Source organism: Paenibacillus xanthanilyticus (assembly GCF_042682185.1).
Lineage (GTDB): Bacteria > Bacillota > Bacilli > Paenibacillales > Paenibacillaceae > Paenibacillus_Z > Paenibacillus_Z xanthanilyticus.
Genome location: NZ_JBHUHA010000002.1, coordinates 2901174 through 2914898 on the forward strand (window position 1 = coordinate 2901174; position 13725 = coordinate 2914898).

13 protein-coding genes are annotated in these 13725 nt (G+C 60.1%); 12 read left to right on the forward strand and 1 reads right to left on the reverse strand.

Annotated elements, in window-relative coordinates; translation table 11 throughout:
• The first annotated feature begins 51 nt into the window (after positions 1–51).
• The 7 genes from ACFSKT_RS30230 to ACFSKT_RS30260 all read left to right on the forward strand — a co-directional run bounded on the left by ACFSKT_RS30230 (position 52) and on the right by ACFSKT_RS30260 (position 7993).
• Positions 52–1101: a lactonase family protein gene (locus ACFSKT_RS30230; protein WP_377717418.1), complete on the forward strand. Its 1050-nt coding sequence runs from the start codon at positions 52–54 to the stop codon at positions 1099–1101.
• Between the two features lie 328 nt (positions 1102–1429).
• On the forward strand, positions 1430–1972 hold the full coding sequence (gene spoVT, locus ACFSKT_RS30235) for a stage V sporulation protein T (RefSeq protein WP_377717416.1): 543 nt from the start codon (positions 1430–1432) through the stop codon (positions 1970–1972).
• Between the two features lie 142 nt (positions 1973–2114).
• Positions 2115–3938, forward strand: a complete 1824-nt coding sequence (locus ACFSKT_RS30240) for an oligosaccharide flippase family protein (protein WP_377776380.1) — start codon at positions 2115–2117, stop codon at positions 3936–3938.
• A gap of 292 nt (positions 3939–4230) precedes the next feature.
• On the forward strand, positions 4231–5718 hold the full coding sequence (locus ACFSKT_RS30245; RefSeq protein ID WP_377716856.1) for a serine hydrolase domain-containing protein: 1488 nt from the start codon (positions 4231–4233) through the stop codon (positions 5716–5718).
• A gap of 60 nt (positions 5719–5778) precedes the next feature.
• Positions 5779–7269: a bifunctional methyltransferase/pyrophosphohydrolase YabN gene (gene yabN, locus ACFSKT_RS30250; RefSeq protein ID WP_377716854.1), complete on the forward strand. Its 1491-nt coding sequence runs from the start codon at positions 5779–5781 to the stop codon at positions 7267–7269.
• 170 nt (positions 7270–7439) lie between these two features.
• Entirely contained in the window at positions 7440–7712 is a 273-nt protein-coding gene (locus tag ACFSKT_RS30255; RefSeq protein ID WP_148933556.1) for an HU family DNA-binding protein, read from the forward strand.
• 2 nt (positions 7713–7714) lie between these two features.
• Complete coding sequence (locus tag ACFSKT_RS30260) at positions 7715–7993, forward strand: RNA-binding S4 domain-containing protein (RefSeq protein ID WP_377716851.1); 279 nt, start codon at positions 7715–7717, stop codon at positions 7991–7993.
• 6 nt (positions 7994–7999) lie between these two features.
• Here the strand turns inward: ACFSKT_RS30260 and ACFSKT_RS30265 are convergent, their stop codons facing one another.
• A complete protein-coding gene (locus ACFSKT_RS30265) occupies positions 8000–8221 on the reverse strand; it encodes a hypothetical protein (protein ID WP_377716849.1) in 222 nt (73 codons plus the stop codon).
• Positions 8222–8302: 81 nt separating this feature from the next.
• On the opposite strand from ACFSKT_RS30265, the gene yabP reads away from it, so the two are divergent.
• From yabP to spoIIE, 5 genes are all read left to right on the forward strand, one after another.
• Positions 8303–8590, forward strand: coding sequence for a sporulation protein YabP (gene yabP, locus ACFSKT_RS30270; RefSeq protein ID WP_148933558.1), 288 nt, complete (start codon positions 8303–8305; stop codon positions 8588–8590).
• The gene (gene yabQ / locus ACFSKT_RS30275; protein WP_377716847.1) at positions 8587–9219 is read left to right on the forward strand and encodes a spore cortex biosynthesis protein YabQ; all 633 of its coding nucleotides are present in this window, start codon (positions 8587–8589) and stop codon (positions 9217–9219) included. The genes yabP and yabQ overlap by 4 nt, the downstream gene beginning before the upstream one ends.
• Positions 9220–9263: 44 nt before the next feature.
• Positions 9264–9572, forward strand: coding sequence for an FtsB family cell division protein (locus ACFSKT_RS30280; protein WP_377716845.1), 309 nt, complete (start codon positions 9264–9266; stop codon positions 9570–9572).
• A 173-nt stretch (positions 9573–9745) separates the two neighbouring features.
• On the forward strand, positions 9746–10297 hold the full coding sequence (locus ACFSKT_RS30285) for a S1 domain-containing RNA-binding protein (RefSeq protein ID WP_377716843.1): 552 nt from the start codon (positions 9746–9748) through the stop codon (positions 10295–10297).
• A 775-nt stretch (positions 10298–11072) separates the two neighbouring features.
• Positions 11073–13568, forward strand: a complete 2496-nt coding sequence (spoIIE, locus tag ACFSKT_RS30290) for a stage II sporulation protein E (protein ID WP_377716841.1) — start codon at positions 11073–11075, stop codon at positions 13566–13568.
• The last annotated feature ends 157 nt before the right edge of the window (positions 13569–13725 follow it).

The following is a 13725-nucleotide window of genomic DNA, read 5'->3' on the forward strand; positions in this document are numbered from 1 at the left end:
CGGTCGTAAGAAGACGCGAGATACGCGGCACATGACGAAGGAGCGATCAGGATGAAGCACTTATTTTATGTCGGATCTTATGCACGGAAGAACGAAGAAGGTCTATACGCGTATGAGCTCGATACCGAGACGGGCGCGATGACAAAGCAATACGGCGTTAAAGGCGTCGAGAACCCGTCGTTCCTGACGGTGAATAAGGACGCCTCCCGCGTCTACGCCGTAGGCGAGACGACCGACGAGCGCCCGGGTACGGTCGGCGCGTTCGTCGTCGATTTGAACGGACAAGGATTAACGCCGCTTAATGAGCAATCCTCGCTCGGTTCCTCACCGTGCCACGTCGTGCTCGATCCGGAAGAGAAGTGGCTGGTTGTCGTCAATTACGGCGGCGGCAACCTGTCCTTGTATCCGGTCATGGGCGACGGCTCGGTGGGGCCGACCGAGGACCATGTGCGCCATGAAGGCGCAAGCGTCATGACCGATCGTCAGGGAGGACCGCATCCGCATTCGTCCATCCTCGATGCACAAGGACGCTATGTCTTGGTGGCCGACTTGGGCATTGACAAGATCGCGCATTACGAGCTGGATCGTGCGGCAGGCAAGCTGGTCAAGCGCCGCGAGACGGAGGTTGCGCCCGGCACGGGGCCGCGGCATATGGATTTTCATCCGTCCGGAAAGTGGCTTTACTTGGTGGGCGAGCTGAATAACACGGTCTGCGTGTACGAATACGGGGCGGAGGATTCGGCGCTCACGCTCGTGCAGACGGTCTCGACGCTGCCGGACGGCTATGACGGCGTGAGCTGGAGCGCGGATATCCATCTGTCCGCAAATGGACGTTTCCTCTATACGTCGAACAGGGGACATGACAGCATCGCCGTATTCGCGGTCGGCGAGAATGGGGAGCTGTCGCCGATCGAGCACGTCTCTACCGAGGGTAGCTACCCGCGTAACTTCGCGCTTACGCCGGACGATCGCTTCCTGCTCGCGGCCAATCAGCAGTCCAATTCGATCGTCAGCTATCGGATCGACGAAGCGAGCGGACGCCTGACGCCGACGGGACAGCGGACCGAGGTCGGCGCGCCGGTGTGCATTCGTTTTGTGTAAATGTAGCGCATATGAAGAGGCGCCGGGCAACCGGCGCTTTTCGGCGTGTTCGCAATATCGGCAAGCGGTGATTCGACCCATTCGGAGCATGGAAAAATCGTCTCGGACTGCCATTGTGGGAGTTGGTTCCAGTCGACCAAATTCAGCAGGGATGCGGTTTTGGGCCGTGCATAAGAAATTGGGAGGGGATGAATACTATGGTCAGATTCGAATCACCATCTAGTCCAGGATCTTCTCCTCTTGAGCGATAGAAAAAAAGCGCAGCAACCGTTACCGCAGCCTATCTGTCGAAATTCAAAATCTTCCAGGAAAGTGGGGCAACTAGAACATGAAAGCAACTGGTATTGTTCGCCGCATCGATGACCTCGGCCGCGTCGTGATCCCGAAGGAGATCCGTCGTACGCTGCGCATCCGTGAGGGCGACCCGCTTGAAATATTCGTCGACCGTGACGGAGAAGTGATTTTGAAGAAATATTCGCCGATCGGAGAACTTGGCACGTTCGCCAAGGAATACGCGGAATCGCTTTCGGAAAGTACGGGTCATATCGCCTTAATTTCGGATCGCGATAACATTATTGCCGTCGCCGGGGCGTCGAAGAAGGACTATTTGGAGAAACAAATCGGTCAATTGTTAGAGAGCTGTATGGAGAACCGGAAAGCGGTGTCCGAATCCGGCGGCGGCTCGTTCGAGGTCATCAAGGATATCGGCGAGACGTTCAGTTCCATCGTAGCGGCCCCGATCGTGGCCGGCGGCGACCCGATCGGAACGGTCGTGCTGCTGAGCAAGGAAGAAGAAACGAAAATGGCGCAGATGGAAACGAAAATGGTCGAGACCGCCGCAGGTTTTCTGGCTAAGCAAATGGAACAATAGCACGGCTCCAGCTTCCTCGAAGAATCAGTCTTCCGGGAAGCTTTTTATTTTGTCCGAATGTCTGCATCCGCAAACCAACCGCCGCATCGCCGGCTAATCGGTTATAATGAATCCAGCGAATGGACGGGCAGGTGCGGTGAACGTGACAAAAGGCAATAAAGGGACCGGCATCCGGGTTCGGGTATCGGATCAGGAGATCATGGAAAATCAGCGTACGGACGGTAGTCCAGCAGCCGTTGCAGAGGTTGACGACGAAGCGCCGACGCGCGCCGAGGAGAACAAGCGGAATAGCGGGGCGAGCGGCGACTCTGCCAGCCCAAAGCAGGGAGACCGCGTTGGCGAACGGCGCGGACCGTCGATGGTGAAAGGCGCCGCTGTGTTGGGGGCAGCCGTCATCGTGAGCAAACTGCTGGGGACGCTGCAGAAGATTCCGCTGCAGAACATGGCGGGCGATCGCGTATTCGGTATCTATAATGCGGTGTATCCGTTCTATCAGCTGCTGCTGGCGGCGGCGACGGCGGGCATCCCGGTGGCCGTCTCGATCGTGGTCGCCGAGCAGGCCGCGTCGGACGGCAGACGCGCCGCGGACCGGTCGCTGCAGATTAGCGCGCTGCTGCTGGCGGCTGCGGGAGTCATCGGATTCGTCTTAATGTGGACGGGTGCGGACCCGATCTCGCGCTGGATCGGCGATCCGGCCGCATCCACGGCGATTCGCGCCTCCGCGCTGGCGCTGTGGGTCGTGCCGGTCATGGCCGCCCTGCGCGGGTATTACCAGGGACTTGGCCGCATGCTTCCAACGGCCGTCTCCCAATTGGCGGAGCAGGGCGTCCGGGTCGCGGCGATGCTGTGGCTGCTTTTGATCGGCCTTAAGCTCGGCTGGACGGACGGCGCGCTCGCCGCCGGCGCGACGGCGGGTTCGGCCGCGGGCGGCATCGCCGGGCTTGCCGTGCTGATCCTGCTATGGGCGCGGGAACGGAACATGGACGAGACTGGCGGCGGGCTAGGAAGCCGTCGCGAGGCGGCCGCTCTGGGCTGGAGGCGCACGACGAGCAGACTTATCGCGCTGGCGCTTCCGGTTACGCTTGGCGCGCTGGCGCTGCCGGTGTTGGGCGTGGTGGACTCGTTCACCGTGCCGCCGCTGCTCGCGGCCAGCGGCATGAGCGGGGCGGAGGCCATGGCGCAATTCGGGTTGTACAGCCGCGGGCAGCCGCTCGTGCAGCTCGTCGTCATGATCGCGGGGGCGGTCGGAGGCGCGCTCGTTCACGGGTTTGTTTCGGCCCGGACCCAGGGTGACGAGGCGGCATCCCGCGCGCAGGCTTCGCTCGCTATGCAAGGGGCCTGGTGGATCGGATCCGCGGCGGCATGCGGCCTCGTGCTGCTCGCGCCCGCGATGAACCGGATGCTGTACGCGGACGAAGCCGCGTCCGCGACCTTCGCGCTGGTCGGCATGGGCGCGCTGGCCGGGACCGTCAGCGCGACCGCGTCCGCCGTATTGCAGGGCGTCGGGTCCGTGCGCGCCCCGGCGCTCTACATGCTGGCGGCGGCCGCGATGAAGGCCGCGCTCAACGCGGCGCTCGTGCCGGCTTACGGCATCGCCGGCGCCGCGTGGGCGGGCCTCGCCGCGCTCGGCGCGGCTGCGCTGTTCGCCGCCGCCGCCGTGCGCCGCGCATGCGCGGCGCGGATGCCCGCGCGAAGCCTCGCGGGCCTGATCCTCGCGCTGGCGGTCATGGCCGCCGCGCTGCTGGTGCTCGAGCGCGCCGCCTACCCGGCGCTGCTCGAGTGGCTGCCGCCGAGGGCGGCAGCGACCGCGCTCGCGCTCGGCGGCACCGGCCTCGGCGCGGCGCTGTTCCTCGCCGCCGGGCTGCGCTTCGGCGGCGTGAGCGCGCGTGAGGTGCGCGCGCTGCCGGGCGGCGCCAAGCTGGCCGCCCGCCTCCGGCGGCTGCGGCTCCTGCCGCCGGGCGACTAGCCCTCGGCGTGAGCGATCGCATCCGCGTTCGCCACATGGCGTCCAGCCTGATGCGCTCTCCGTCTGCGTCCAGCCCATTCGCTCGGCGGCTCGCTCCGCGTTCGCCGCGCAGCAGTCTCCGCTTCGCCTGATTACGGCCGCTACAGCCCCTTCGGTGCAGTGCCATGCCAGGACATCGTCCCTGCCGCACTTGCTTTGCGGCGGCGCGTTCCCTACAATTGGCGTATGCAACGTTTCTGATCGGCGGTTTCGCGGGAAGCGAAGTCGCCGCGTAATAGAGGGGGGATTGACGATGGTTGCTTCAGGAGGCAATCAGCGGCTGCCGCGCAGCACGCCGGAGGCATTCGGCGTGGAGCCCGGGGCGGTAACCGCGTTTTTGGAAGCGGCTGAAGCGACGGGCCAGGAGCTGCACAGCTTCATGCTGCTGAAGCGCGGCACGGTCATCGCCGAGGGCAGCTGGCAGCCTTACGAGGCCGGCCGCAAGCGGCTGTCCAACTCCGTCAGCAAAAGCTTCACGTCGGCGGCGATCGGCATGGCCGTCGCGGAGGGCAAGTTGTCGATTGAGGATACGGTCGTATCGTTCTTCCCGGGCGAGCTGCCCGAGCAGCCGGATCCGAAGCTCGCTGGCATGCGCGTCAAGCATCTGCTGACCATGTCGACCGGGCATGACGTCGACACCGTCGTGCCGGTATTGAAGTCGGGCGAGACGGATTGGGTGCGCGCGTTCTTGGCGCTGCCGCTTGCTTACGAGCCGGGAACCGTGTTTAAATACAATACCGGTGCCACGTACATGCTTTCGGCGATTGTACAGCGGGTGACGGGCGAGCGGCTCGTCGATTATTTGCGCGATCGTCTTTTCGCCCCGCTAGGGATCGAGCATCCCGTCTGGGGTAGCTGCCCGTCGGGCATCACGGCAGGCGGCTGGGGATTGTCGCTGACGACCGAAGAGATGGCCCGGTTCGGCCAGCTCTACTTGCAGAATGGCCAATGGAAGGGCAAACAGCTCATTCCCGCGGAATGGGTGAGCGCGTCGGTATCGCCCCAGATGAGCAACGGGGATGATTCGGATAGTGATTGGTCGGCCGGCTACGGCTACCAATTCTGGTGCAACCGGTACGGCACGTACCGCGCGGACGGGGCGTTCGGCCAGATTATTCTGGTCATGCCCGCGGAGGAGGCGGTGCTGGCGTTCACCAGCTCGCTGAGCGATCTGTCCCAAATTCTGAACGCGGTCTGGGCGCAGCTGCTGCCCGCGCTTCTGAAGGGGAGCCCTTCGCTGCCGGACGATGGGCGAGCCCTCGCCGCGCTGCGAAGCAAGACCGATTCGCTGGCGATCGTCCCGCCCGCCGCGAGCGGGGTGCCCGGCCATTTCGCACATCATGAAGAATATCGTTTCGAAGACAACGCGCTCGGTCTTGTCAGTCTGCGGCTGCACGGCGAGGACGAGGGCTGTGTGATCGAATGGATGCTGGACGGAACGCTTAACCGTCTCGAAGCGGGCGGCGAAGACTGGGCCGTCAGCCAGTGGCCGAGCGCGCCGGAAGTGTATCATGCGGACGCCAAGCCGGTACCTGCGGACGCCGCGGCGGTCGGCAGATGGCAGGAAGACGGCTCTTACCTCATCGCGATTCGCTTGCTCGATACGGCTTATCACGATACGGTCCATGTCCGATTCGAGGAAGAAGGACATGTCTCCGTGACGTTCGCGCGGAAGTTCTCGGTGACGCCGCTTCATATCGGCACGCTGCACGCCCATCCGGCGCAAGCCGCAAGCCGGTAGAGCCGCGTCGCCAGCGTTCGTTTAAGCCATAATCTCTATTCCAATCCGGAAGGATGAACCATGCCTATGACTACACCCGCGATCACCGTCGTCGGTCTCGGCTCGGGCGACGCCGACCAGCTGACGCTGGGCGTATGGCGCCTGCTGCAGCAGGCCAAGCGCGTCTTCGTGCGGACCGACCGGCATCCGATGATGCGCTTGTTCCAAGAGAACGAGCTGGCGTACGCCTCGTTCGACGAACTTTACGAGCAAATGGACTCGTTCCCCGATGTCTACGCCGCCATCGCGGATAAGCTGATTGCCGAAGCGCAATCGGCCTCGGAGACGATCGTGTATGCCGTGCCGGGCCATCCGATGGTTGCCGAACGCACCGTCCAGCTGCTGCGCGAACGGTGCGAGCCGGAGGGCATCGCGCTGCGCATTCTGGGCGGCGAGAGCTTCTTGGATCAGGCGTTCACGCGCCTGGGCTTCGATCCGATCGAGGGCTTCCAGCTGCTGGATGCGGCGAGCATGAAAGCGTCGCTGCTGCGGCCAGAGCTGCACACCGTCATCGGCCAAGTGTACGATGCCTTCACGGCGTCCGACGTCAAGCTGACGCTGATGGAGCTTTACCCGGACGAGCATCCGGTCGTAATCGGACATGCGTTGGGCGTGCCGGGCGAAGAGCAGATCGTGACCGTACCGCTCTATGAGCTGGATCGCGCGCCGGGCTACGGCAACTTGTCGCTCGTGTGGGTGCCGCGCTCGGACGACGCTTCGCTGCGCAATCGGACGTTCGACCGGCTGCACGAGATCGTCGCGGTGCTTCGCAGTCCCGAAGGGTGCCCGTGGGACCGCGAGCAGACGCATCAGTCGATCCGCAAGAACTTCATCGAGGAAACGTACGAGGCCATCGAAGCGCTCGACAACGACGACCCGATCGGCATGCAGGAAGAGTTCGGCGACGTGATTCTGCAGGTCATGCTGCACAGCCAGATGGAAGAGGAGGTCGGCTCCTTCTCGGTATACGACGTCATTCAGACGCTGAACGAGAAGCTGCTATTCCGTCATCCGCACGTGTTCGGCGACAAGGACGCGGGCAATTCGCAGGAGGCGCTGCAGAACTGGGAGCAGATGAAGGCCGAGGAGAAGAAGCGCAAAGGCATCGATCCGGCCGCGCAGTCGCTCCTGGACGGCATTCCGCCGGACTTGCCGTCGCTCATGAAGGCGTACAAGCTGCAGAAGAAGGCGGCCAAAGTCGGCTTCGACTGGGATCAGATCGGACCGGTGCTGGACAAGATCCAGGAGGAGCTGGCCGAGCTGCGCGAGGCGATAACCGATAAGGATCGCGAGGAACAGGCGGGAGAGCTGGGCGACCTGTTGTTCGCGACCGTCAACGCGGCGCGATTCATCGATGCCGATCCAGAGGAAGCGCTTGCCCGCACGAATCAGAAATTTAAGAAGCGTTTTGCGTATATTGAGGAGCAGCTCCGTATAAGCGGACGAACCTTTGACCAGACTGATTTAACAGAAATGGATAGATTTTGGGAGGAAGCCAAGCGATTGCCCTAGGCATTTCGTCAAAATTCGTCTAAAATCTACATAAAGATCAAAATTTATTTACCATATAGCAGGATTTTTTTAGCATCTGCGCGAATACGTCACGATAGTAATCGAAACCATCATCGGCAGCAGATGCCGCCAATAGGAACAATAACTTATTTCGGGAGGCTATTTAAGCTATGAACAAGAATGACCTGATCACGAACATTGCCACAAAAAGCGGATTGACTAAACGCGACGTGGAGTCCGTCCTGAACGGCTTCATGGACGAAGTAACGGAAGCGCTGGCGAAAGGCGACAAAGTCCAGCTGATCGGCTTCGGCAACTTTGAAACGAGCAAACGCGCAGGCCGCACGGGCCGCAACCCGCAAACGGGCGAGCCAATGACGATCGCCGAATCGATCGTACCGAAGTTCAGCGCCGGCAAGAAGCTGCGCGACGCGATCAAGTAAGCATGCGCCTGGATAAATTCTTGAAGGTGTCGAGGCTGATCAAGCGGCGCACCGTGGCGAAGGACGTGTCCGATCAAGGGCGCGTGTGGATCAACGGACGCGAAGCGAAGGCCAGCAGCACCGTCAAGGTTGGCGATGAGCTGACGGTTCAATACGGACAGAAGGTCGTCACCGTCCGCGTGGAACGTCTCGTCGAGACAACGAAGAAAGACGAAGCCGCGAGCATGTACGCATTGGTGAAGGAAGAAACGCGCCAACGCGAAGACAAGCTGGACTGGTAATCCGTCTTACATAGCGCCACCGCAGTTCCGGGCTTGCCCGACGAAGCGGAGGCGTACCGGATCGGTCTCTACCGTCTCAAGACGGGAGGGGCCGATTTGCTTTTTCCGGTACTCCGGCTGCCTATGCTTCAGGCTGAAGCCATGCTCGCCGACCGGCCCCGCCGCTTTTCCCCGATCGCCCGCCTTGAACGTTCGCCTTGTACCAGCTGCGCTTACTCCCGCGTCCATAGCCGCTTCTCGGCCCTCCAACGGCTTGTTCTAAATCCGCCTTCCCTCCCATAGGCTAGTCATAAAAGGAGGGACAAGGCAATGATCGACCAAGGGAAGGGACAGAAACGGCAGGAAGTAAAGATGCTCAACCGCAAGCTCCTGGAGATTACCGGCGTGCAAAACGTCGAAAGCTTTGACAGCGAAGAGTTTTTGCTCGAGACCGATCTCGGCTTCCTTGCCATTCGCGGGCAAAATTTGCATATGAAGCATTTGAGCTTGGAGCAAGGTCTCGTCGCTATAGAAGGGCTCGTCCACTCGCTCGCCTACTTGGACGGCAATAACGCGGCCAAATCCTCCAAAGGTTTCTTCGGGAAGCTATTTAAGTGAGCCTGAGCGTCCAATGGATGACGATGGCGGCGATGCTGCTCTCGGGCATCGGCATGGGGGTCGTGTTCGACGGCTACCGGGTCGTATCCGATGAATTGAAGATCAGCCGCTGGTGGATCCCCGTGTTCGATCTGCTCTACTGGATCGCCGCCACGATCATCGTCTTTCAAGTGTTGTCCGCAAGCAACGAGGGCGAGGTGCGGACATACGTGTTCATCGGGCTGCTGCTGGGGATCGGCGCCTACTACTGGCTGTTCAGCAAAATCGTGGTCCGGCTCGTGCACGGGCTCATCCGGCTGGTCCGGGCGCTCATCGATTTGGCGATCAAGCTGTTCGTCATTTTCGTCGTTCGCCCGCTGCTGTTTTTGTACAAGCTGGCGAAGGTGCTGCTGGCGTTTTTGCTGGCCGCAGCTATGTTCCTGCTGAAAATTATGGTACAATTGGTTCGTCCTATCGGTCTGCTGCTGTGGTGGATGGTCCGCCCGGCGGTTCGGCCGCTGATCAAGTGGATCGACGGATGGGCACGGCCGCTCGCGGTCCGGCTTCGTCTGAAGGAGAGGACAACCATCGCCAAGAATTGGGCTGTCTCGGCCTGGCGAAGGGTTTTCAAGCGCAAAGATAACGGTTAATAGTGAATAGCTATATCACGGCGTCGGGGGAGGGACATTGAATCATGGCGGCACCATCAAGCAAAGCAACCGCAAAGCAAGGCACGAAGCGAAGGCTGAAGATTTGGTTCTTCTTTGTCGCCATATTCATGCTCTGGGCGTCCTATACGCTTTACGACCAGCTGGGGATGCAGCAGGAGGCGGCCGCCAAGCTGACCGAGGTGGAGCTGAAGATCGAATCGGCCACCAAGCAGATGAGCGACCTCAAACTGCAGGTCGACCGCCTGAACGATCCGGAGTATATCCAGCAAGTCGCGCGCAAGGAACATAACATGATCATGCCTGGGGAACAGTCGATTCATGTCGCAGAATAGGCGGTTTCCGTGGGACATACGTCTGTTGACCTTGCTTCTGCCGTTCGAGTATAATCACGGTAGGAAACGTTAGATAATAACTTTAGCTGCTTTTATTGTTGTGCGCGTTACTTACGTTATCCATCTCGAAGCACATCGCTTCGCATAACGGTTAGGGAGGAACATTTTTATCTATGGCAATTGAAGTGGGCGCCAAGTTAGAGGGTAAAGTGACAGGCATTACGCATTTCGGAGCATTCGTCGACTTGTCGGGGGGTGTTACGGGGCTCGTTCACATTTCGGAAATTGCCGATAATTACGTCAAAGACGTAAAGGATCACCTGAAGCTGGACGACGTCGTCACGGTGAAGGTCATCAACGTCGATAAAGACGGGAAGATCGGACTTTCGATTAAGCAGGCTGTTGACCGGCCTGAAGGCTCTCAACCACCGCAGCGCGAGCGCGGAGCAGGTGGAGGCTTTAACCGTGATCGCGGACCAGGCGCAGGTGGCGGTGGTGGATTCAACCGCGGACCAAGCGGCGGCGGTGGTGGTGGATTCAACCGTGGGCCAGGTGGTGGCGGCGGCGGACGTCCATTCAAATCGCAGTCCGGCAAACCCTCTTACGGCAAACCGTCCTTCGAGGACAAAGTGTCCCGCTTCTTGAAAGATAGTGAAGAACGTATTTCCTCTCTGAAGAAGAATACCGAGGGTAAACGTGGCGGACGCGGCGCAAAACGGGTCTAATATAGATACAGCAAACAGAGCATTCCGCTCGCCAGCTTTTGGCGCCGGGGTGCTTTTTTGTTGCGCCGGTTAGTCCCCGATCAATCCCCCAGTCAGCCAAGCACCCACTGGGTCCGAATCAACCGAAGCCATCCTGTCTGGATGGAGCCTCGCCATGCGCCCCGCTATTCCTGCAAGGACGGCTGCCTGATCGTGAGCTTCACGTAATCATCGCCATCCCGACTATTGCGATGAGTCTCGAACAAGGTGCTCGCCGGGCAAGGCACGACCGCGCTCTGCCTCTCTTTCGATCGTATCTACACCCCCAACTTCCTGGAACGAGCTTCGTGCCGACCGACAATATGACAGCGCTTGCTTGCGGGTCAGTGTCGGAAACGCGGATGAATCTTGCCCACCCCTCCCGTTTCCCGTTTATTACGGATGGAATTTTCATACTTTCCTCGCCCTATACGCCGTTTGAAACGAAAATATACCTCCCGCAAGCAAAAACTTTCCGTTACGTCTCCACCATTCCCGACAGGTTCGGACGGCGATTCGCCACGAAATCGATGCGCGCGCGCGCCATTTTTTTGTTGAATGGTTGCTTTCATTGGACAGGGAGCAGGCGGCAAACCCTTGCGACGCGTACATTTCGGGTGAAGTGACATTTCCCACAGTCCCAGCGAGGCCATGTCGGAAAAAACTTGGTATGCGGTAGCGCCTTCTGACAAACTTTCACGCCCGCCCGCTCCTATAATGAGTTCACAAACAACGGAAATGGTGGTGCTGTGAACGAATGGACAAGCATAACGTGGTGATGTTCCCGGGCGTGGCGAAGAAGACGAGCGCGGTGCAAAAGACGGTACGTAAAGGCTTGGACTGGGCGGCGGCCCGTAGGTGGGTGCAGATCGTTGCGGCAAAAAAGTGGACGTTCGTGCTGATGGCGGTGGGGCTGCTGCTCGGGAGGGCCGTCATCCTGGAATCGCTTGCCCCGTTTGCGGCATCCTTTTTCGCGGTGGTTTATTTTTTGAGACGGGACGCGCTTATCCCGGTGGCGCTATCGATCGTGGGTGGCACCCTGCTGGCCATATCACCGGAACCGATGTGGATCGCCATGGAGCTCGCGGTCATCTACCTGCTCATTCGCGGGTTGGAAGCCTACGAGAAGGCCGAACTCAATTACGCGCCGCTGCTTGTTCTATTAACGACCTTGGTGGTGCGGTTGTTCGATGCGGTGATCGCGGACTCACTGGGCTGGTACCAATTGATGATGGTCGGTGTCGAGGCAGCCCTTGCGTTCGTGCTGACGCTCGTCTTCGTGCAGGCGGTACCGGTCTTGACGATGACCCGCAAGACGTCGCAGCTCAAGAACGAAGAGATCATCTGCCTCATGATCATGCTAGCTTCCGTCATGACCGGCGCCGTCGGCTGGGTTGTCTACGGGATGTCGGTCGAGCACATCATGTCGCGGATGATGCTGCTGCTCTTCGCCTTTGTCGGCGGCGCGCCGCTTGGCGCTTGCGTCGGCGTCGTAGCCGGCCTGATCCTGAGCTTGGCTGACTTGGGCGCCATCGTGCAAATGAGCCTACTCGCATTTGCCGGCTTGCTTGCGGGTTTGCTGCGGGAGGGAGGGAAGTTAGCGGTCGCCTTCGGGATGCTGCTGGGCACGTCGATTCTCTCCATCTACATCGGCACGCAGACGGACGTGTTGACCTCGACGTGGGAGTCCGCTGCCGCCGTCGCGCTATTCTTGCTCTTGCCGCGTTCAATCGTGCGAACGGTGGCCAAATACGTGCCGGGCACGCAGGAGCATGTGAAGCTTCAGCATGAATATGCCAAGCGGGTGAGGGATGTCACCGCGCAGCGGGTAACGCAATTCTCCGAGGTGTTCCGCCAATTGTCGCGCAGTTTTGGCCAAGTCAGCGGCATGAACGAGCCGCTCAAGCGGGACGACGCAGTCAATCATTTCATGAACGCGGTGGGCGAGAAGCAGTGCAGCAGCTGCTATCGCAAAGATTTGTGCTGGGAGGGACGCTTTTACGATACGTATAAAATGATGACGGAGATGATGACGGTCGTCGAGGAGGGACAACAGCCGACGGGAAAGGAGATTCAGAAGCAGTGGGGCTCGCATTGCAACCGGGCGCCGCAAGTGCTGGGCGTCATGGTTCAGCAATATGAGATGTTCAAGAACGATCTGCACTGGCGCAAGCAGCTCCAAGATTCTCGCCAGCTCGTGGCCGAGCAATTGTCCGGCGTATCTCAGGTTATGGAGGATCTGGCGCGTGAGATCAAGCGGGAGGGGCAGCAGCTTCATCTGCAGGAGGAGCAGATTCGGGAGGCATTGGAAGGGCTGGGGTTGTCCATTCAGGGTATAGATGTCGTCAATTTAGAAGAAGGGAATGTTGAGATTGAAGTCTACCATACGTTCGGCCGTCGTTACGACGAATGCCGCAAAATTATCGCGCCGCTCTTATCCGATATCCTGGGCGAACCGATCGCCGTTATGTCTGAACGCTTCGCGGACAAGCAGGGGGAGCCTGCGCTCGTCGTCTTCGGCTCCGCCAAGGCTTTCGAGGTCGAGACCGGCGTCGCGGGCGTAGCCAAAGGGGGCGATCTGCTCTCCGGCGACAGCTTCAGCACGAGCGAGCTGGGCAACGGCAAGTTCGCCGTCGCGATCAGCGACGGCATGGGCAACGGAGAGCGCGCGAAGCTCGAGAGCAGCACGGCGCTGACCGTGCTGGAACAGCTGCTGCAATCGGGCATGGACGAGAAATTGGCCATTAAGTCGGTCAATTCGATTCTGCTGCTCCGCTCGCAAGACGAGATGTTCGCCACCGTGGACGTGGCGCTGATCGACATGTATTCCGCGAAGACGACGTTCATGAAGATCGGCTCGACGCCAAGCTTCATTAAACGAGGGAACGAGGTGATTCCGATTACGGCCAGCAATTTGCCGGTCGGGATCTTGAAGGAGATCGACGTCGATCTCATCCGCGTGCAGCTGCAGCCGGGCGATACGCTCATTATGATGACCGACGGCATTTACGATGCGCCGGGACATGCGGTGAACAAGGAGATGTGGATGAAACGCGTCATTCAAGAAATCGCGGCTGAAGAGCCGCAGCAAATCGCCGATGCGCTGCTCGAGCGGGTCGTTCGTTACCATAAAGGGGAGATTGTCGATGATATGACGGTCGTTGTCGCCCGAGTGGAGCGGCATCAGCCGGAGTGGGCGACGTTCCGCTGGCCGGGCATGACCAAGGTCGAGCGCCCAAGGACGGTGAGTTAACTTTCCCATTCTGCCCATAGCTGCCGCCAGAAGAGGATGCCGGTCCGGACCGCAAGCTTTGCACGCGCGCAAGTAGCGCGGGCTGCAAGCTTGCGGCGGGCCGGCATGCTTTTTTTTATTTTGCGACGTTATGGAGACGGGCTTCGGCTTGTTCCGG